General features: G+C 62.2%; 17 protein-coding genes. 12 read left to right on the top strand and 5 right to left on the bottom strand.

Going from position 1 to position 19,235, the window contains the following annotated elements; genetic code table 11:
• Positions 1–143 precede the first annotated feature (143 nt).
• Positions 144–1,535 (bottom strand): adenosylhomocysteinase, encoded by a 1,392-nt coding sequence (gene ahcY, locus K3758_RS00510; protein WP_259946817.1) that lies wholly within the window; start codon positions 1,533–1,535, stop codon positions 144–146.
• Between the two features lie 85 nt (positions 1,536–1,620).
• Positions 1,621–1,923 (bottom strand): S-adenosyl-L-homocysteine hydrolase, encoded by a 303-nt coding sequence (locus tag K3758_RS00505; RefSeq protein ID WP_259946816.1) that lies wholly within the window; start codon positions 1,921–1,923, stop codon positions 1,621–1,623.
• Positions 1,924–1,998: 75 nt separating this feature from the next.
• On the opposite strand from K3758_RS00505, the gene K3758_RS00500 reads away from it, so the two are divergent.
• Both K3758_RS00500 and K3758_RS00495 read left to right on the top strand, forming a co-directional pair.
• Positions 1,999–2,595 (top strand): HD family hydrolase, encoded by a 597-nt coding sequence (locus K3758_RS00500; RefSeq protein WP_259946815.1) that lies wholly within the window; start codon positions 1,999–2,001, stop codon positions 2,593–2,595.
• Positions 2,592–3,071 carry a GNAT family N-acetyltransferase gene (locus K3758_RS00495; protein ID WP_259946813.1) on the top strand — a complete coding sequence of 160 codons (480 nt, stop codon included), beginning with the start codon at positions 2,592–2,594 and terminating at the stop codon, positions 3,069–3,071. The genes K3758_RS00500 and K3758_RS00495 overlap by 4 nt, the downstream gene beginning before the upstream one ends.
• On the opposite strand, the gene K3758_RS00490 is transcribed toward K3758_RS00495, so the two are convergent.
• Both K3758_RS00490 and K3758_RS00485 read right to left on the bottom strand, forming a co-directional pair.
• Positions 3,068–3,616 carry an ActR/PrrA/RegA family redox response regulator transcription factor gene (locus K3758_RS00490; RefSeq protein WP_067935816.1) on the bottom strand — a complete coding sequence of 183 codons (549 nt, stop codon included), beginning with the start codon at positions 3,614–3,616 and terminating at the stop codon, positions 3,068–3,070. The two genes, K3758_RS00495 and K3758_RS00490, sit on opposite strands and share 4 nt — an antisense overlap.
• Before the next feature lie 52 nt (positions 3,617–3,668).
• Positions 3,669–4,283, bottom strand: coding sequence for an SCO family protein (locus K3758_RS00485; protein ID WP_259946812.1), 615 nt, complete (start codon positions 4,281–4,283; stop codon positions 3,669–3,671).
• Positions 4,284–4,382: 99 nt separating this feature from the next.
• On the opposite strand from K3758_RS00485, the gene regB reads away from it, so the two are divergent.
• From regB to trxA, 8 genes are all read left to right on the top strand, one after another.
• Positions 4,383–5,774, top strand: a complete 1,392-nt coding sequence (gene regB, locus K3758_RS00480; RefSeq protein WP_259946811.1) for a sensor histidine kinase RegB — start codon at positions 4,383–4,385, stop codon at positions 5,772–5,774.
• A gap of 85 nt (positions 5,775–5,859) precedes the next feature.
• Positions 5,860–7,386, top strand: coding sequence for a PAS-domain containing protein (locus tag K3758_RS00475; protein WP_259946810.1), 1,527 nt, complete (start codon positions 5,860–5,862; stop codon positions 7,384–7,386).
• 56 nt (positions 7,387–7,442) lie between these two features.
• On the top strand, positions 7,443–7,916 hold the full coding sequence (tsaE, locus tag K3758_RS00470; RefSeq protein ID WP_259946808.1) for a tRNA (adenosine(37)-N6)-threonylcarbamoyltransferase complex ATPase subunit type 1 TsaE: 474 nt from the start codon (positions 7,443–7,445) through the stop codon (positions 7,914–7,916).
• Positions 7,913–8,926, top strand: coding sequence for an aminoglycoside phosphotransferase family protein (locus K3758_RS00465; protein WP_259946806.1), 1,014 nt, complete (start codon positions 7,913–7,915; stop codon positions 8,924–8,926). Before tsaE ends, K3758_RS00465 begins: the two co-directional genes overlap by 4 nt.
• Complete coding sequence (locus tag K3758_RS00460) at positions 8,899–9,591, top strand: nucleotidyltransferase family protein (protein ID WP_259946805.1); 693 nt, start codon at positions 8,899–8,901, stop codon at positions 9,589–9,591. Before K3758_RS00465 ends, K3758_RS00460 begins: the two co-directional genes overlap by 28 nt.
• Entirely contained in the window at positions 9,584–12,541 is a 2,958-nt protein-coding gene (gene addB / locus K3758_RS00455; protein WP_259946803.1) for a double-strand break repair protein AddB, read from the top strand. Before K3758_RS00460 ends, addB begins: the two co-directional genes overlap by 8 nt.
• Positions 12,538–15,909, top strand: coding sequence for a double-strand break repair helicase AddA (gene addA / locus K3758_RS00450; RefSeq protein ID WP_259946801.1), 3,372 nt, complete (start codon positions 12,538–12,540; stop codon positions 15,907–15,909). Before addB ends, addA begins: the two co-directional genes overlap by 4 nt.
• Positions 15,910–15,945: 36 nt before the next feature.
• On the top strand, positions 15,946–16,266 hold the full coding sequence (gene trxA, locus K3758_RS00445) for a thioredoxin (RefSeq protein WP_007118424.1): 321 nt from the start codon (positions 15,946–15,948) through the stop codon (positions 16,264–16,266).
• 80 nt (positions 16,267–16,346) lie between these two features.
• Here trxA and K3758_RS00440 read toward each other — a convergent pair whose 3' ends face one another.
• Positions 16,347–17,249 (bottom strand): hypothetical protein, encoded by a 903-nt coding sequence (locus K3758_RS00440; RefSeq protein WP_259946798.1) that lies wholly within the window; start codon positions 17,247–17,249, stop codon positions 16,347–16,349.
• Positions 17,250–17,348: 99 nt separating this feature from the next.
• Here K3758_RS00440 and hslV point away from each other — a divergent pair, with 99 nt between their 5' ends.
• Positions 17,349–17,909 carry an ATP-dependent protease subunit HslV gene (gene hslV, locus K3758_RS00435; RefSeq protein WP_259946796.1) on the top strand — a complete coding sequence of 187 codons (561 nt, stop codon included), beginning with the start codon at positions 17,349–17,351 and terminating at the stop codon, positions 17,907–17,909.
• Complete coding sequence (gene hslU, locus K3758_RS00430; protein WP_259946794.1) at positions 17,906–19,207, top strand: ATP-dependent protease ATPase subunit HslU; 1,302 nt, start codon at positions 17,906–17,908, stop codon at positions 19,205–19,207. Before hslV ends, hslU begins: the two co-directional genes overlap by 4 nt.
• The last annotated feature ends 28 nt before the right edge of the window (positions 19,208–19,235 follow it).

Genomic DNA, 19,235 nt, shown 5'->3' with positions numbered 1-19,235 from the left:
CCATTTGCCACCGGCAGATATGTGCTTGAATCCGCCGATGGGCCGCATTTCCTAAGAAATTTCAGATCTTTAATACAAAAACGCCGCCCCGGCGGTCTGCGGGGCGGCGTTGACACTTTTCCAAAGAGGAAACTCTTTGCGATTTAGTAGCGGTAATGCTCGGGCTTGAACGGGCCTTCAGGCGTCACACCGATATAGGCGGCCTGTTCGGGGTTCAGTTTTGAGAGCTTCACGCCGATCCGGTCCAGATGCAGACGGGCGACTTTCTCATCCAGATGCTTGGGCAGGATATAAACGTCGTTGCCGTATTTGTCGGTGTTCTCCCACAGTTCGATCTGCGCCAACACTTGGTTGGTAAAGGAGGCGGACATCACGAAGGACGGGTGCCCGGTGGCATTGCCAAGGTTCAGCAGACGCCCTTCGGAGAGCAGGATCAGACGATTGCCGTTCGGCATCTCGATCATGTCCACCTGTTCTTTGATGTTGGTCCACTTGTGGTTCTTCAGCGCGGCGACTTGGATTTCGTTGTCGAAGTGACCGATGTTACCAACAATCGCCATGTCCTTCATCTCGCGCATATGCTCGATGCGGATCACGTCTTTGTTGCCGGTGGTGGTGATAAAGATATCGGCGGTGCCGACCACATCTTCCAGCAGCACGACTTCGAAACCGTCCATCGCGGCTTGCAGCGCGCAAATTGGGTCGACTTCGGTCACCTTCACGCGGGCACCTGCACCGCGCAAGCTTGCGGCAGACCCTTTGCCCACATCGCCATAGCCCATCACAACAGCGACCTTACCGGCCATCATAGTGTCGGTGGCGCGACGGATACCGTCGACGAGGCTCTCTTTACAGCCATATTTGTTGTCGAACTTCGACTTGGTGACAGAGTCGTTCACATTGATCGCGGGGAAGGGCAATTGGCCCTGCTTCACCAGATCATAGAGACGGTGCACGCCGGTGGTGGTCTCCTCGGATACACCTTTGATCTGGTCGCGCATCTTGGTGAACCAGCCGGGGCTTTCGGCCATACGCTTTTTGATCTGAGCGAAGATCGCTTCTTCTTCCTCAGACTTGGGAACGGAGATCAGCTCATCTTCGCCATTCTCAACCCGTGCGCCCAGCAGAATATAGAGTGTCGCATCGCCGCCATCGTCAAGGATCAGGTTCGGGCCGTCGGGGAACATGAAGGATTTGTCGAGGTAATCCCAATGCTCAACCAGCGACTGGCCTTTGATCGCGAAAACCGGAACGCCCGCTTCGGCGATGGCCGCCGCGGCATGGTCTTGGGTGGAGAAAATGTTGCAAGACGCCCAACGCACATCCGCGCCAAGTGCGACCAGCGTTTCGATCAAAACGGCGGTCTGGATGGTCATATGCAAAGAGCCGACGATCCGCGAGCCTTTCAGCGGCTTGCTCTCACCGTATTCATCGCGCAGCGCCATCAGGCCCGGCATCTCGGTCTCGGCGATGTCCAGCTCTTTGCGCCCGTAGGCCGCCAGATTGATATCCTTAACAATATAGTCGTGGGCCATGCGGCGCTCCTGTTTGAAGTGTTGCAGGGCGGTTAGCACCTTCGCCGCGAATTCTCAATGTGAATGGGGAATGACCCCCGCAGGGTCAACGCTGAAGAGCGGCCAGTTGCTTATCGCCCGAGAGTCCCGCCATCCAGTCATCGCCTTGGGCTAGCACACAGGCATTGCCGTCGGCCAATGTCTTGACCAAGGTCCATGTGCCCGATTGATCCGACGCCCAGAGTTGGTTGTTGTCGTCCCGCTGACCCGGCACAGGCTCTTCGCCGTACCAATCGATCAGAGCCGACTTCATTTCCTTGGCGGGCATGCAGACTTCTTCTGCCTGCGCCGCACCGGCGAGGGTGGCCAAGGTAACTGCAAGTATCGTACCGGAAAAAACGGGTTTCATGATTATCTCCTTCGTGGGATGAACAGGTTTGACAGGGATTTGTTCCCAAGGATCACGAGGTAAGGACTCCGGCGGATGGCGCAGAAACCACGTGCATGGCAAAGGATGCTGTCAGGTCGACGGCTTGATCTGCTCGACCCCACCCCGGTGGATGTCGAGATCGAAGACATCGCCCATGGGTTGGCCTTTGTCGCGCGGTGGAACGGTCAGACGCGGGGAGACTATGCCTATTCGGTGGCCGAACACTCCCTTCTGGTGGAAACGATATTTGCCCGGATCGCCCCCCGTGCGCCTGCGAAATGGCGCTTGGCCGCGCTGCTGCATGATGCGCCGGAATATGTGATCGGGGACATGATTTCGCCCGTGAAGGCTGCCGTGGGGCCGGATTATCGCGCGCTGGATGACCGGCTGACCACTGCCGTGCATGTCCGGTTTGGCCTCCCCGCCAGCTTGCCGGTGCGCGTCAAGCAACAGATCAAAAAGGCGGATCGCGTCAGTGCTTGGATGGAGGCCAGCCAGATCGCGGGCTTTTCCGAAACCGAGGCGACGCGCTTTTTTGGCCGCCCCGACGCGGCGCTGATGGAGGGGCTGAGCATCCTGCTGCGCCCACCGGTCGAGGTACGGGCAGAGTTTACCCAACGCCATGAGGCGCTGCTGCGCGAGATGGCGTGATCCATGTCCGCCGTTCCGGGGCGCTTGATACCCGCGCCTTAGCCGACTTGCTGAACGCGATCATCGCCAAGGGCGGGACCACCGCCATGGTCACCCCCGTCACCCCGCGCGAGCTGCAAGGTTGGATGACCGCGCCCGACAGCGCATGGCATCTGGCCGAAGACGAGCGGGGAGAGATCAAAGGTTTTCAGTACCTCGAGCCCCATCCAGACCTGCCCGAAGGCGGTGTGGATGTCGCGACCTTTGTGCGGGTGGGCGAGACAGGGTTCGGCATCGGATCGGCGCTGTTCGAGCAGACAAAGACTGCCGCGCGTGATCTAGGCTATGCCCATATCCACGCGATCATCCGCGCCGACAATCTGGGCGGGTTGGCCTATTATCAAAGCCGCGGGTTCGAGGATTTCCGCCGCCTGCCCAATTGCATGCTGGCCGATCGCACCCGCGTCGATAAAATCTGGAAACGGTTCGAGCTTTAGCGCGGCGAGCGTTTTGCCAAGATGCGCTGCAAGGTGCGCCGGTGCATGTTCAGCCGCCGCGCGGTTTCCGAGACGTTGCGATCACAAAGCTCATAGACCCGCTGGATATGCTCCCACCGCACGCGGTCCGCACTCATCGGGTTCTCCGGCGGCTCGGGCAGATCGCCTCCGGTTGCCAAAAGCGCATTCACGATGTCATTCGCGTCAGCCGGTTTTGAGAGGTAATCCGTGGCCCCTGATTTTACGGCCGCAACCGCCGTGGCAATCGCGCCATAGCCCGTCAGCACGACCACCCGCGCATCGGCACGTTTGTCACGCAGCACTTCCACAACGTCGAGTCCATTGCCATCCTGAAGCCGCAGATCAACCACGGCAAAGGCCGGGGGACGTGCTGTGGCGATGGCCTTGCCCGCAGCGACAGAGCCTGCGGTTTCCACCTCAAAGCCGCGTTTCTCCATCGCCTTGGCCAAGCGGCGCAGAAACGGCTCATCGTCATCGACCAAAAGCAAGCTGCGGTCTGGGCCTAAGTCGGAAATATCCTGCATCAACGTCCCCTCTCCAAGGCTAATATGGGGCGGCTATCGCGGCGGGTCAATTTCAGCTTTGATTGAGGAAGCAACCAATGCTGTCGGCCATCTGCTCGGGGCGCACTTCGCGGCGGAAAAAGTCGACGACGCCTTCTTCGGGCATGACCAGATAGCTGAAGGTCGAGTGATCGACGAGGTATTCGCCATTCTCATCTGCCGGGTGGGCCTTGTAGTAGGTGCGGTAAGCTTGGCTGGCCGCTTTGACTTGCTCAGGCGAGCCGGTCAGCCCCACCATACGCGGGTGCATCACCTCGGCAAAGTCGCCGACCACTTCGGGCGTGTCGCGTGCTGGGTCGACGGTGATGAAAACCGGCGTGATGCTTTGGCCGCGCTCCTCCAGGATTTCGGTGGCGGCGGCGTTGCGGTCCACGTCCAGCGGGCAGACATCGGGGCAAGAGGTATAGCCGAAATAGAGCAAAGCAGGCTCGGTGATGACATCGGCATCGGTCACGGTTTCGCCCGCGCCATTGACCAATTCGAACGGCCCGCCAATATCGCCCCCCGCCACTTGGCTTGACCGGCAAGAGGCATAGGGATCATCTTCGCCGCGCAGCACCATAAAGGCCGTGCCCGCTAGAAATACCGCTGCAACCCCAACTGCACCAAATGCAATCATCTGTTTCATGTCAGTCCTTTGCGCCGATGGCCGCTCTTGATCGTGTTTCGCCGCAGACCTACGCTAGATCGCAGGTGATGCAAGACGCAATAAAGTGATGGGGCTAAGATGACGCAGGCAAATATTCGGCCTCTCGACGGGCGCACCCGCGCCAGTTGGATCCGCCTGCGCACGATGATCCTACTGCGCTGGTTCGCCATCGCCGGACAGTTGACCGCCGTTACCGTGGCGCAATGGGCGCTTGGGCTGCAACTGGCCTTTGGTCTGTGTTATCTGACCATCGGTGCCTCGGTGGTCGGCAACCTCGTCGCGGCCTTTGTCTTTCCGCAGAACAAACGCCTGTCCGAGCGCGAAAACCTCGCCATGGTCCTGTTTGACCTGCTGCAACTGACCGCCCTGCTGGGGCTGACCGGAGGGCTGCACAATCCCTTTGCGCTGCTGCTGCTGGCCCCGGTAACGATCTCGGCCACCGCACTCAGCCTGCGTTCGACACTGGTTTTGGGCGCTACCGCGATTGTCGCGGCTTCGGTGCTGGCGCTGTGGCATCTGCCGCTTGTCACCCAGTCGGGCGATGTGCTGCGCCAGCCCGGCATTTTTGTCTTTGGCCATTGGGCAGCGCTGCTGATCGCCATCGTTTTCACCAGCGCCTATTCGCGGCGCGTCACGACCGAGGTCCACTCCATGGCCGATGCGCTCTCAGCCACGCAGATGGTGCTGGCACGGGAACAGAAACTGTCGGACCTCAGCGGCGTTGTCGCCGCCGCCGCCCATGAATTGGGAACGCCCCTGGCCACCATCAAACTGGCCAGCACCGAACTGCTGGGTGACCTCGAAGACCGGCCCGATCTGGCCGAAGACGCCGCGTTGATCCGCGATCAGGCTGACCGGTGTCGCGATATCCTGCGCGATATGGGCCGCATTGGGAAAGACGATCTGCATATGCAACGCGCGCAACTCACCGCCGTGGTGAAAGAGGCCGCCGAACCACATCTGGAGCGCGGCAAGACGGTGATGTTCTCTGACAACCCGATGGCCCGAGATCACGCGCGCCCCCCGACGATCCCGCGCAAACCCGAGATCATTCACGGGCTGCGCAATCTGGTGCAGAACGCGGTGGATTTCGCCGAAACCACGGTTTGGATCGAAACCGAATGGTCTGCCGAGGATATCTCGGTGCGAATTATCGACAACGGGCCGGGCTTTCCGCCGCAGCATCTGGGGCGGATCGGCGACCCCTTCCTGCGCCGCCGTGGCGGCACGGCAAGCGAGACGGCGCGCCCTGAATATGAGGGCATGGGGCTGGGGCTTTTCATCGCCAAGACTTTCCTCGAACGGTCCGGCGCGCGGCTGCGGTTTGCCAATGGGTCAGACAGCGGTTGGTTGCGCGGGTTGCCGCCCGCAGGCAGCGGCGCGGTTGTCGAAGTCGTCTGGCCGCGCCGCCTGCTGGACCTTGGCCCCGATGAGGCCGTGATGGGCGAGAACCAGCGCCTCACGGCTTGACAGGGGGAACTGCGCTTTTGTTAACCCGCCGTTAACCTTTGGCTCTCAAGATAGGGCGTCGCATTTGCCGAAAGGGTTATCCGTCATGGCATTGCCAGACGTTATCATCGTGCTTGCCGCCGCTTTCACCACCGCTCTGGCCGCCCTTTGGTGGCTTAGCACAAACGCGGGCCGCCCCGTTGCGGCACCGCCCGGCATCGACGATATGAGCCTGCTTTTCGAAGACGGCGAGTTGATCCACGGCTCCGACAGCGCGCTGACCCGCTTTGCCCTCGCCCCCGGCCACCACCAGTGGGAGGACATCCGCGAAGCGCTGCTGTCGCGGTTTCCTGAATTCCCCCGCACGGCCCGGCACGGGGCCACTGGCAAACTGACCCTCACGGCAGAAGATGGCGACAGCCCGTCGGAACTTCGCATCACATGGCGGGACGCGCTTTGTTGGCTGCACCTGCCCCAGACCCGCGCAGCCGAAGAGATCACGCAAGAGACGTTCCAAAAACTCGCCGCGCTGCGTCGGGCCAGCGAAACCAGCCCCAACCCTGCATGGCAGACCAATGCCGCAGGCCGCATCATCTGGCACAACCGGGCCTACGGGGCCCTGAAACGCAAGGCTCCGGCCGATCCTGAATGCGGCGGCGCCGCATTGTTCAGCACGCCCTCGCCCGAACATCCCAACCGCGTATGCCTGCGCTGCGGCGACGGGGACAAACCCGATTGGTACGCGTTGACCACCACGACAGAAGACAATGTGCAGGTCTACCACGCCACCTGCATCAACGCCGTGGTCGCCGCCGAAGAAGCGCAGCGCAACTTCGTTCAAACCCTCGCCAAGACCTTTGCCCATCTGTCCATCGGGCTGGCGATTTTTGACCGCAACGGGCAATTGGCCCTGTTCAACCCTGCCCTGGTTGACCTGACCGCCCTGCCCGCCCCTTTTCTCAGCGCCCGACCGACGATGGTGTCCTTTTTCGATCAGCTGCGCGAAAGCCGCCGCATGCCGGAACCAAAAAACTACAAGAATTGGCGTCAGGAGATTGCCGAGGTGATCGCCGCCGCAACCGATGGGCGCTATCAAGAGACATGGTCGCTTGAGAACGGTCAAACCTATAGCATCCGTGGCCGGCCCCACCCCGACGGGGCTACCGCTTTCCTGATCGAAGACATCACCGCCGAAGTCACCCTGACCCGCAATTTCCGCGCTGAGCTTGAGCAAAGCCAAAGCCTGCTGGACAAGCTCGAAGATGGCTTCGCCGTCTTCTCCGCCTCAGGCGTGCTGACCTTTTGCAACGCCGCCTATCGCGACCAATGGAAACAAGACCCCGACAAAAGCTTTGCCGAGATTACCATCAACGACGCGATCCGCGTCTGGCAAAAGATGTCGGCCGCCAATCCGCTGTGGCCCGACGTGGCCGAGTTTGTCATGGGCAGAGGGGACCGCGCGGGTTGGAGCTTGCCCGTCGCTCCGCTCCACGGCGCGGCCCTTTCTTGTGAGATTTCGGCCATCGCTTCCGGCGCGACGCTTTTGCGCTTTCGCCCGACCCCGGTTGGAACGGCCCGCCCGGACCGCAGCGCCATGCCTTCGGCATGCGACCGGCGACAACCCTCCAACTAGGGCATTCCCCGCCGCTTTAATCTTGCGGCTGCGTGTCGGCACGCTAAGCATGGGGCATGTCCGACGATACCCTTTCCCTCCGGCTCAGCGGCCCCGATGACACCGCTCGGCGCGCCCAGCAATTGGCCCAGCGCCTGTCGCCCGGCGATGTCATTTTGCTCAGCGGCGATGTCGGTGCGGGTAAGACCCATTTCGCACGCGCCCTGATCACCGAATTGCTCGACTACCCCGAGGACATCCCCTCGCCCACCTTCACATTGGTACAAACCTATGAGGGGGCAAGCGGCGCGATCTGGCATGCCGATCTCTACCGTCTGACCTCCACCCATGAGATTGAGGAACTGGGGCTGATCGACGCCTTTCATGACGCGCTCTGTCTGGTGGAATGGCCAGATCGTCTCGGCCCGCTATCCCCCGCCGGGGCATTACGGATCAGCCTTTCCCCCGGGGCCCATGAAGACAGCCGCGCGCTGACAGCCGAATGGTCCGGCAGCGGTTGGGCCGCCAAGTTGACAGAGTGGCGCGGATGACCGAACGCGCCGCATTGATCGAGACCTTTTTGCAAGCGTCCGGCTGGGCCGGAGCCACCCGCAAGCTGCTGGCGGGCGACGCCTCCAACCGGCGGTATGACCGGCTGTGCAAAGCGAATGGGGATAGGGCCATCTTGATGGATGCCCCACCCGAACGCGGCGAAGACGTGCGCCCCTTCCTTGATGTCGCGGCGCATCTGACGGCCTGCGGCCTCAGCGCCCCCCAGATTCACCATGCGGACAGCGACCACGGATTGCTGCTGATCGAAGACCTTGGCGATGATCTTTTCGCCCGACTGATGGCGGCTGATCCCGCTCGGGAACTTCCGCTGTACCGCGCCGCCGCAGACGTATTGGTCAAACTGCACAGCGCCCCCATGCCGGAGCTGCCGCTTTGCGATGCCGATTGGCTGACCGACATGGCAGCCCCCGCATTTGACTTTTACGCACCCGAGGGTGGGCAAGTGGCAAGCGCCGCTTTTGCGCAGGCTTTCCGCCCCCTCGTCGCTGCGCTGGATGACGCGCCCAAGGTCGTGATCCTGCGCGACTATCATGCCGAAAATCTGCTTTGGCTGCCGCAGCGCGAAGGTGCCGCGCGCGTCGGGTTGCTGGATTTCCAGGACGCGCTGCTGGGCCATCCGGCCTATGATCTGGTCTCAATCCTGCAAGACGCCCGCCGTGATGTTCCCCGCGCGGTGGAGGCACAGATCATCGACTATTACCTTGCCCAGACCGAACAAGAAGCCGCCCCCTTTCGCCGCGCCTATGCGCTGCTTGGTGCCCAGCGCAATCTGCGCATTCTGGGCATCTTTGCGCGCCTTTGCCTACGCGATGGCAAACCGCATTACGTCGATCTGATCCCCCGTGTGTGGCAACATCTGCAACATAACCTGCGCCATCCCGCGCTTGCCGCGGTGGCAGATTCTATCGCGGACGTACTGCCCCCTCCGACCCCCGAATTCTTGGAGCAACTGAAAAGCCAATGCGCGACTATCCCGACGCCATCATGATGTTCGCGGCCGGGTTCGGCACGCGTATGAAACATCTCACCCAGACCCAGCCCAAGCCCATGGTGCCGGTCGCAGGTCGCCCCTTGATCGACCATGCGCTAGACCTTGCCCGCGGGATATCCCCCGCCCGGATCGTGGCGAACCTGCACTATCTGCCCAACAAGTTGGACGCCCATTTGCGGGCGCAGGGTGTTAAAACCGTGATCGAGACGCCTGAGATCCTCGACACCGGCGGCGGGCTGCGCAATGCCCTGCCGTTGCTGGGCGCGGGGCCGGTTTTCACCATGAACAGTGACGCACTTTGGGCCGGGCCGAACCCGCTCGCGATGCTGCAAGCGGCGTGGGATCCGGCGCGGATGGAAGCGCTATTGATGACCGTACCGCTGGAAAACACCCTTGGCCATGGCGGCACGGGCGACTTTACCAGCGCCGCGGATGGCCGCCTGCAACGGGGGCCGGGGCAGGTCTATGGCGGTATACAGATCATCAAGACCGATCTGCTGGCCGATATCGAAGCCGAGAAATTCTCGCTCAACCTGTTGTGGGATATGATGCTTCAGCGCGAGACGTTGTTTGGCCTGCCCTATACCGGACGTTGGTGCGATGTGGGCCATCCCGGCGGCATTCCCCTTGCCGAAAGCCTTTTGGCGGGCGCCGATGTTTGAACCGCAAGACAGCCCCCGCGTCTTTGGCCTTGCCCCCGGTGTCGACTTCCCACGCGGGTTGGTGCGCGGGCTTTGCGACCGGTTGGAGAATGGCCCGCCCGAGGCGATGGCCCGCGTTGAACTGCTGGTCAACACCAACCGAATGGCACGCCGGTTGCGCCATGATTTCGACGCAGGACCGGCGGGGTTTCTGCCCCGCATTCGGCTGATTACGGACCTTGATGCCTTGAGCCCCGGCATTGCGCTGCCTGCCCCGACGCCGCCGCTGCAACGGCGACTGGAGCTCATTCAACTGGTGTCGCGCCTGCTGGATGCCGCGCCGGATCTCGCGCCGCGCGCGTCTCTTTATGCGCTGTCGGACAGTCTTGCGGGCCTGATCGACGAAATGCAGGGCGAAGGGGTTTCGCCCGAGACAGTTGCGGGGCTGGACGTTGGCCATCTCTCGGCCCATTGGGAGCGCGCGCAGCGGTTCCTTGCCATCGCCCATGACTATCTAGGCCAGACCACCACCCGCCCGGATGCCGAAGCGCGGCGGCGTCAACTCGTCGCCCGGATCATCGCCCGCTGGCAGGACAATCCGCCGCAACATCCGGTGATCCTTGCCGGCTCTACCGGGTCGCGCGGGACCACCGCGCTGCTGATGGAGGCCGTGGCCCGCCTGCCGCAAGGGGCGATCATCCTGCCCGGTTTCGACTTTGAGATGCCGACCGCCGTTTGGAATGAATTGGATCAGGCGCTGCTGGCCGAGGATCATCCGCAATACCGCTTTCGCAAGCTGATGAACATGCTCGGCGTTGCGCGCGGCGCGGTCGCGCCTTGGTGCGCGATGCCCCCGGTTTCGACGGCCCGCAACAAGCTGGTGTCGCTCTCGCTCCGGCCCGCGCCGGTCACCCATGCTTGGCTGGGTGAGGGGCCGAAACTGGAAGACCTGCAAGGTGCCACCGCCAACATCACCCTGATCGAAGCGCCCACGCCGCGGGTCGAGGCATTGGCCATCGCGCTGCGTCTGCGCCAAGCTGCCGAAGATGGGGTGAAAGCCGCGTTGATCACGCCCGACCGGATGCTTACCCGGCAAGTCACGGCGGCGCTTGATCGCTGGAACATCCTGCCCGACGACAGCGCCGGGATGCCGCTGCAACTCTCTCCACCGGGGCGGTTCTTGCGCCATGTGGCGGCGCTGTTCGTCCGAAAACTGGATGCCGAGGCGCTGCTGACCCTATTGAAACACCCGCTGACACACAGCGGCGCGGGGCGGAACTTTCACCAGCTCTATACCCAGCGGTTGGAGGCCGAGATCCGCCGTCACGGGCTGCCCTATCCTGATGCCGAGAGCTTGACCGAGATTGCAGAGCGCGCCGCGAAGCGGATGGAAGACCCCAGCGGTTTCCGCGATTGGGTCGCTTGGCTGGGCGAGGTTTTCCCCGGCCACGACACCCCCGGAGAGCGGCCCCTGCCCGATTGCGTCGCCACGCATTTGGCGCTGGCCGAAAGGATCGCCGCCGGGCAAACCGCCGACCCCGATCACCTGCTTTGGCAGCAGGGTGCGGGCATCGCGGCTGCGGCGGTGATGGCCAACCTGACGGAGCATGCCGCCCATGGCGGCGCGATGAATGCCGCCGATTATGCCGACCTGCTGGGCGCGCTTTTGTCCCAAGAAGAGGTGCGCGAGGCCGATACCCCGCATCCCGACATCATGATCTGGGGCACGATGGAGGCGCGGGTGCAGGGGGCCGATCTGGTCATCCTCGGCGGTCTGAACGAAGGCACTTGGCCCGAAGCGCCGCCGCCCGATCCTTGGCTCAACCGTCAGATGCGCGAGAAGGCCGGGCTGCTGCTCCCCGAACGGCGTATCGGCCTGTCGGCGCATGACTATCAACAGGCCATCGCCAGCCCCGAGGTTTGGATCACCCGCGCGATCCGGTCGGATGAGGCAGAGATGGTGCCCTCGCGCTGGCTGAACCGGTTGGGCAACCTACTGGGCGGCTTGGGCGACACCGGTGGGCCGGAGGCGTGGAAGGCGATGCAACAACGCGGCGGCTATTGGCTGGATCAGGTGCGCGGCCTTGAGGCGGTGGAGCGTACGGCCCCCGCGCCGCGCCCCTCGCCGCGCCCGCCCCGTGCCGCGCGGCCGCGCAAACTATCGGTGACCGAGATCAAGACGCTGATCCGTGATCCCTATGCCGTATACGCCAAGCACAGCCTGAAATTGCGTCCGATCAACCCGCTGGTGCAATCTCCCGACGCGCCGGTGCGGGGCATCGTTTTGCACCGCATCATGGAGGATTTCGTGAAGCTGGTGGCCCGCGACCCCGCGCGGCTGACCCGTGACACGCTGATGCAAGTGGCCGCCGTAGTGCTGGAGGAGGAAGCCCCATGGCCCGCCGCTCGCGCCATGTGGCTGGCGCGGATCGACCGGATCGCGGATTGGTTCATCGCCCGTGAAAGCCAACGCGCCGGATTTTCCAGCCCCGTCGCCTTTGAGCAGGGCGCGCGCGGCAGCTACACCTTTGCCGACCTCGGCTTTACCCTCAGCGGCTTTGCGGACCGGATTGACCAGACCGATGATGGCGATGTGCTGATCTATGACTACAAGACCGGCACGCCGCCGGGCAAAAAAGAGCAGCGGCTGTTCGACAAACAACTGCTGATCGAAGCGGCGATGGTCGAGCGTGGCGGTTTCCCCGAGGTGGGCGTGGCCCATGTGGCCCATGCCGCCTTTATCGGGCTCGGGTCGAAACCCGTCGAAGTCCCTGCCCCGCTGGAAGAAGAGAACCCTCAAGAGGTGCTCGCCGGGCTGCACGCCCTGCTCTCGCGCTACCTTGATGAGGGGCAGGGTTTCACCGCGCGCCGCATGGTGCAAAGCGATGCCTTTGCGGGAAATTATGACCAACTGGCCCGTTTCGGCGAATGGGACGGCACCAGCTCTGCCCGTCCAGAGGATTTGGAATGATGCGCGATTTTGACGATGCCACCCGCGCCCAGATCGAAGCGGCGCGGCCCGACGCCTCCACTTGGCTCACCGCCAACGCAGGTTCTGGCAAGACCCGCGTGCTGACCGACCGCGTGGCGCGGTTGTTGCTGGATGATGTGGAGCCGCAGCACATCCTTTGCCTGACCTATACCAAGGCCGCCGCGTCAGAGATGCAAAACCGTCTATTCAAACGCTTGGGCGAATGGGCGATGCTGAAGGACGAGGCGCTGCGCAGCGCTTTGGCCGATCTCGGCGTGCAGGGAGAGTTGACACCCGAGCAACTGCGCAATGCCCGCACCCTTTTCGCCCGCGCGATTGAGACACCGGGCGGGCTGAAAATCCAAACCATCCACTCTTTCTGCGCGGCCCTTCTGCGCCGCTTCCCGTTGGAGGCGCAGGTCAGCCCGCAATTCACCGAGATCGAAGACCGCGCCGCCGATCTGCTGCGGGCCGAGATCGTCGATGAGATGGCCGAGAGCGAAGACGCCCCGCTGGTGGCCGACATTGCGCGGCATTACACCGGCGAAGATTTCGCCAGCCTTACCCGCAGCATCGTGGGTCAGCGCGATGCTTTCACCGATCCCCGGTCATGGGCCGAGATCCTAACGCTTTTCGCCCAGCCAGAAGACCTGACCGAAGAGAAAATCGCGGCATCGGTCTTTCTTGGCAGCGAAGCGGCGATGATGGCCGAGATCATTCCTCATCTGCTGGCCAAGGGCGGCAATGACGGCAAGGCCGGCGCGGCGCTGCAAGAGATTGACCGCTACGATCTCTCTGCCCTGCCCCAGCTTGAGAATACCCTTTTGACCGGCAGCGGCGCCAAGGCGCCCTTCACCGCCAAGATCGGCAGTTTCCCGACCAAGCCGACGCAAAAGGTCATCGCAGAACAGATGCCGCAGCTTGAGCAGTTGATGCAGCGCGTCGAAGATGCCCGTGAAGCGCGGCTGGCGTTAAAGGCGGCGCGCAAGTCCTATGTGCTGCACCGGTTCGCCGCCCGTTTCCTTGAGCGTTATGCCGACGAGAAACAAAAACGCGGCTGGCTCGACTTTGACGATCTGATCCTCAAAGCCCGCGCTTTGTTGACCGACAAGGCGGTGGCGGCTTGGGTGCTGTTTCGCATCGACGGTGGCATCGACCATATCCTTGTTGACGAAGCGCAGGACACCTCGCCCCGGCAATGGGATGTGATCGAACGGCTGACAGATGAGTTTTACTCGGGCGCTGGCGCACGTAATGAGGTGGACCGGACGCTTTTCGTCGTGGGCGACAAAAAGCAGTCGATCTACTCTTTCCAAGGGGCCGACCCCGAAGAGTTGGACCGCAAAGGCGCGACCTTTGAGCAGAAAATCGGCGAAGCGGGGCAGTTCTTCCAGCGCCGTAGCCTCGCCTATTCCTTCCGCTCCTCTTCGGCGATTTTGCAGGCGGTCGATGGGGTTTTCGATCCCGCGATCCAGACCGGATTCACCAATGACGGCCATATGGCCTTTAAGGACCGCCTGCCCGGCCGTGTCGATCTTTGGCCCTTTATTGAGAAAGCAGGCCCTGATGAGGAAGGCGATTGGACCGACCCCGTGGACCGCCGCAGCGCGCGGCACCACACGGTGCAACTGGCCGAACGCATTGCGCGGCGGATCAAAGAGCTAACCAAAGAGGCGCATTACCTGCCCGATGACAGCAAGGGCGGCTTGGCGCGGCGGCGCATACAACCGGGGGATTTCCTGATCCTCGTGCAGCGCCGCTCAGCCCTGTTTTCGGAAATCATCCGCGCTTGCAAGGCGGCGGAACTGCCCATCGCCGGGGCGGACCGGCTCAAGGTCGGGGCCGAACTGGCGGTGCGCGATCTGGCGGCGATCCTGTCGTTCCTCGCCACACCGGACGACGATCTATCCCTTGCCACCGCGTTGAAATCACCGCTTTTCGGCTGGTCTGAACAAGACCTTTTCACCCTCGCCCATTACCGCAAAGAGGATCACCTCTGGCAAGCGCTGCGCGGCCAGACCGAGACCCATGCCGCCACCCTCGCCGTGCTGCGCGACCTGCGCGGGCAGGTTGATTACCTGCGCCCATACGATCTGATCGAACGCATCCTCACCCGCCACGATGGCCGCCGCAAACTATTGGCGCGGCTGGGACCAGAAGCCGAGGATGGGATCAATGCGATGCTGAGCCAAGCGCTCTCTTACGAGCGCGGCACGGTGCCCAGCCTGACCGGATTTCTGCAATGGATGCAGACCGACGATTTAGAGATTAAACGCCAGATCGACAGCGCTTCAAACCAGATCCGCGTGATGACGGTGCATGGGGCAAAGGGTCTGGAAGCGCCGATTGTGATCCTGCCCGATACCGGGCGGCGCGATGTGACGATCAAGGATGAGATCATCACGGTCGATGGCACCCCCGTCTGGAAAGCCCCGGCAGATGACATGCCCGAGCCCATGCGCGCGCGGCTCGACGAGATGAAAGAAGCGGCGTTGCAAGAGCGGCTTCGGCTTTTCTATGTCGCCATGACACGGGCCGAAAAATGGCTGATCGTGGCGGCGGCGGGGGAATTGTCGAAAGATGAATCCTCTTGGTATCAAATCACCGCTGCCGCTTTGGCCCGGCTCCGGGCCGAGCCCTTGGGCGATGATGGCACGCTGCGCTATCAACAGGGCGATTGGGATGCGCTCGACATCGTAGAGACCCCAGAGAAAATCGTCACAACGCCCGTGTTAGACCCTATTTTCACCCGTTCGGCCCCGTCCCCCCGGGGGGAAGACAAGACCCTTTCGCCCTCCGATCTTGGGGGCGCCAAGGCCCTGGCGGGTGAGGCTGGCTTTGATATGGATACCGCGCTGAGTTACGGGACTTTGGTCCATGAATTGCTGGAGCATCTGCCCCTCATGGGGCCGGACGCGCGGCAGGTATTTCTGGACCGCTTGGCCCGCACGCACCCACCTGAAATGATTGCCCGCGCCGAAATTGAGGCCGAAGTGGTTCTGCGCACCCCTGCCCTCGCCCCGCTGTTCACCGAGACGACCCTTGCCGAAGTCCCCGTGACCGGCAGCTTGGGCCATCAGCGTCTGCACGGCACGATCGACCGATTGGTGATCGCCGAGGACCATATCCTTGCCGTCGATTTCAAGACCAACCGCGTGGTCCCCGAGACCGCCGACGCCTGCCCCGACGGGCTGTTGCGCCAGATGGGCGCCTATGCCCATATGCTGCGCCAAATCTACCCCGATCGCCGGATCGAGACCGCCATTCTGTGGACCGCCCGCCCCGCGCTTATGGTGTTACCCAACGATATCGTGACAAATGCGCTGCGTGCCCTGCCATATCTTGACGCCACCGCCCCGCGTTCATAGGTTCAGGCCTCAACCCATTCCTGTCAGGAGAGCATCATGGCAACCGTCGCAGTCACCGACGACACTTTCGACGCCGAAGTCAAAAATTCGGACATTCCGGTTCTGGTCGATTTCTGGGCCGAATGGTGCGGCCCGTGCAAACAGATCGGCCCTTCGCTGGAAGAGCTGTCGGATGAGATGAACGGTCGCGTGAAGATCGTCAAAGTCAACGTCGACGAAAACCCGAACTCGCCCGCTCAGGTCGGTGTGCGTGGTATTCCGGCGCTGTTCATCTTTAAAGACGGGCAGGTCGTTTCCAACCTTGCTGGCGCACGCCCCAAGGCGGCCCTGCAAAGCTGGATCGAAGAATCCATCTAAGGTCAGTACCTTACCAGATTTGAATAACGAAAACGGGCGTCCTTCGGGGCGCCCTTTTCATTTGTGGTCACAAGAGCCAGTCAAAGGCGCCAGCCAAAGCGCTTGAACCGGGCGACGATCTTTTCTTCGGCCTCGGCGCGGCCTGCGTTGATGCAATGCTCTTGCCAGAACCACCAGATATAGGCGGCGAAATCCGGGGCTGCTTGCCCCACGGCGTCAAAGCTGTGGCTGAGATCCTCCAGATCCGCCCGCACGCCGATATGGTGGAAATCGATCTCGCCAAAGAACAACGCCGGTTTGCCAAAGAAGTAGCCAGAGAAGGCGGCTGCTGAATTCTGCGTCACGACAAAAGCACAGTTTTGCAAATGCCGCACCATCTCACCCATCGTCAGGGTCAACCTTGGATGGCGCGCAGCGAGGGCTTCGAGCGCGGTTAGCTCCTCGGGGCTATAGACCTCTTTCGGGTGCAGGGCCGCGACGATGGGGCCGGTGCTATGGGCAAGCGTGAGGGTCAGCATTTCCAGCGGGCTGCAAGATTGAAAAGACCGCCGTTGCAACAATCGGCCCTGCAGCGGCACGTAGATCGGCCCATCGCGGTTGGACTGTTGCGGCGCGTCTCCGAACAGGCGCTTTTGCCAGAAACTGTAGAAGCGTTGCGCCTGCCTTGGATCGACACCGCTTGGATCAAACTCGGCCACGGCGACATCCCAAAGCCACCGTTCAGGGCGCGCTTCAATCTGCCAAAAGGGGTAGTAATAGCAGCGCCGAAAGACCAAGCTGCGGTTCGTTGGGGCAGGGGCCATATGGCTTAGTGAAAGCGCATCGGACGCGCGGGCGGGCGCGCCGATATCCCGATATGTGACCCTAAGTTGGGCATTTTCGAGGACACGCGCGAGTTTTCCGATGAAGTTATGCGTCCCGGCTTCGGCGCTCTGCCGTAGCGGGGGTTCAAGGTAGATATCAACTTGGGCGTGATCCTGCATCGCTAAAGGCTAGCCCGTCGCCCGACCGCTCACAAGCGGCGCTGCCCTTGTCCTGCCCTGCCACGGGGGCCATATAGACGCCAAGCGACAGGAGGCCCCATGGCACAGAACGACGATTTCCCCGGTTGGCACGGGACCACGATCATTGGCGTCAAAAAAGGCGGCGAAGTGGTGATTGCCGGTGACGGACAGGTCAGCCTTGGCCAGACCGTGATCAAAGGCACCGCGCGCAAGGTGCGCAAGCTCAGCCCCGGTGGCTATGACGTGGTGGCGGGGTTTGCGGGGTCCACCGCGGATGCCTTTACCCTGCTGGAACGGCTGGAGGCCAAACTGGAAGCGACACCGGGTCAATTGGCCCGTGCCAGTGTCGAATTGGCCAAGGACTGGCGCACCGATAAATACCTGCAAAAGCTCGAAGCGATGCTGATCGTGACTGACGGGAAAGACCTGCTGGTCATCACCGGCGCGGGCGATGTGCTGGAGCCGGAGCATGAGGTCGCCGCCATCGGATCGGGTGGGAACTATGCCCTCGCCGCCGCGCGCGGCATGATGGACAGCGACCGGGACGCCGAAACCATCGCCCGTGACGCCATGTCGATCGCCGCCGACATCTGCGTCTACACCAACGGCAAACTCACCGTGGAGAAAATCACCGCATGACCGACCTGACCCCCCGCGAGATCGTATCCGAACTGGACCGCTATATCATCGGCCAGAACGATGCCAAACGCGCCGTGGCCGTTGCCCTGCGCAACCGCTGGCGCCGCAAACAGCTGAGCGATGACCTGCGCGACGAAGTCTACCCCAAGAACATCCTGATGATCGGCCCCACCGGCGTCGGCAAGACCGAGATCAGCCGCCGTCTGGCAAAGCTGGCCCGCGCGCCGTTCATCAAGATCGAAGCGACGAAATTCACCGAAGTGGGCTATGTTGGCCGCGACGTGGAGCAGATCATCCGTGATCTTGTGGACAGCGCCATCGTCATGACCCGCGATTTCATGCGTGAAGACGTGAAAACCAAGGCCGAGCAGGCCGCCGAAGAGCGCGTGATCGACGCCATCGCCGGCACCGATGCCCGCGACGGCACCCGCGAGATGTTCCGCAAGAAGCTCCGCAGTGGTGAGCTGGACGACACGATGATCGAGCTTGAGGTTTCCGATACCTCCAGCCCCTTCCCAATGATGGACATTCCCGGCCAACAGGGCATGGGGATGATGAACCTTGGCGATATGTTTGGCAAAGCCATGGGGGGGCGCACCACCAAAAAACGCATGGCCGTGGCCGATAGCTATGAGGTGCTGGTCGGCGAAGAGGCCGACAAATTGCTGGACGATGAAGCCGTGAACCGCGCCGCCATCGAAGCGGTCGAGCAGAACGGCATTGTCTTTCTTGATGAGATCGACAAGGTCTGTGCCCGTTCCGATGCGCGAGGCGGTGATGTTTCACGTGAAGGGGTTCAGCGCGATCTGCTGCCGCTGATCGAAGGCACCGTGGTGTCGACGAAATACGGCACGGTTAAGACCGATCATATCCTCTTTATCGCTTCTGGTGCCTTCCACATCGCCAAACCGTCGGACCTGTTGCCCGAGCTTCAGGGCCGTCTGCCGATCCGCGTCGAACTGCGGGCGCTGACCGAGGGTGATTTCGTTCGCATCCTGACTGAGACCGACAATGCGCTGACGCGGCAATACACCGCCCTGATGGGGACCGAGGATCTAACCGTCACCTTCACCGAAGAGGGCATCGCGGCACTGGCCAAGATCGCGGCGGATGTGAACACCTCGGTTGAGAACATCGGCGCGCGGCGGCTTTATACGGTGATGGAACGGGTGTTCGAGGAGGTCTCCTTTGATGCGCCCGACCGGTCGGGGCAAGAGATCACGGTTGATGCCCACTTTGTCGAAAAGAACCTTGGCGAACTGACCCGCTCCACCGATCTAAGCCGCTACGTTCTTTAGGGCTTTCCTTTCCTCCATGCCCCGGCGA

Origin of the sequence: Sulfitobacter sp. W002 (assembly GCF_025142135.1) — a bacterium.
GTDB classification, from domain to species: Bacteria; Pseudomonadota; Alphaproteobacteria; order Rhodobacterales; family Rhodobacteraceae; genus Sulfitobacter; species Sulfitobacter profundi.
This window is presented reverse-complemented; position numbering and strand designations above follow the sequence as displayed.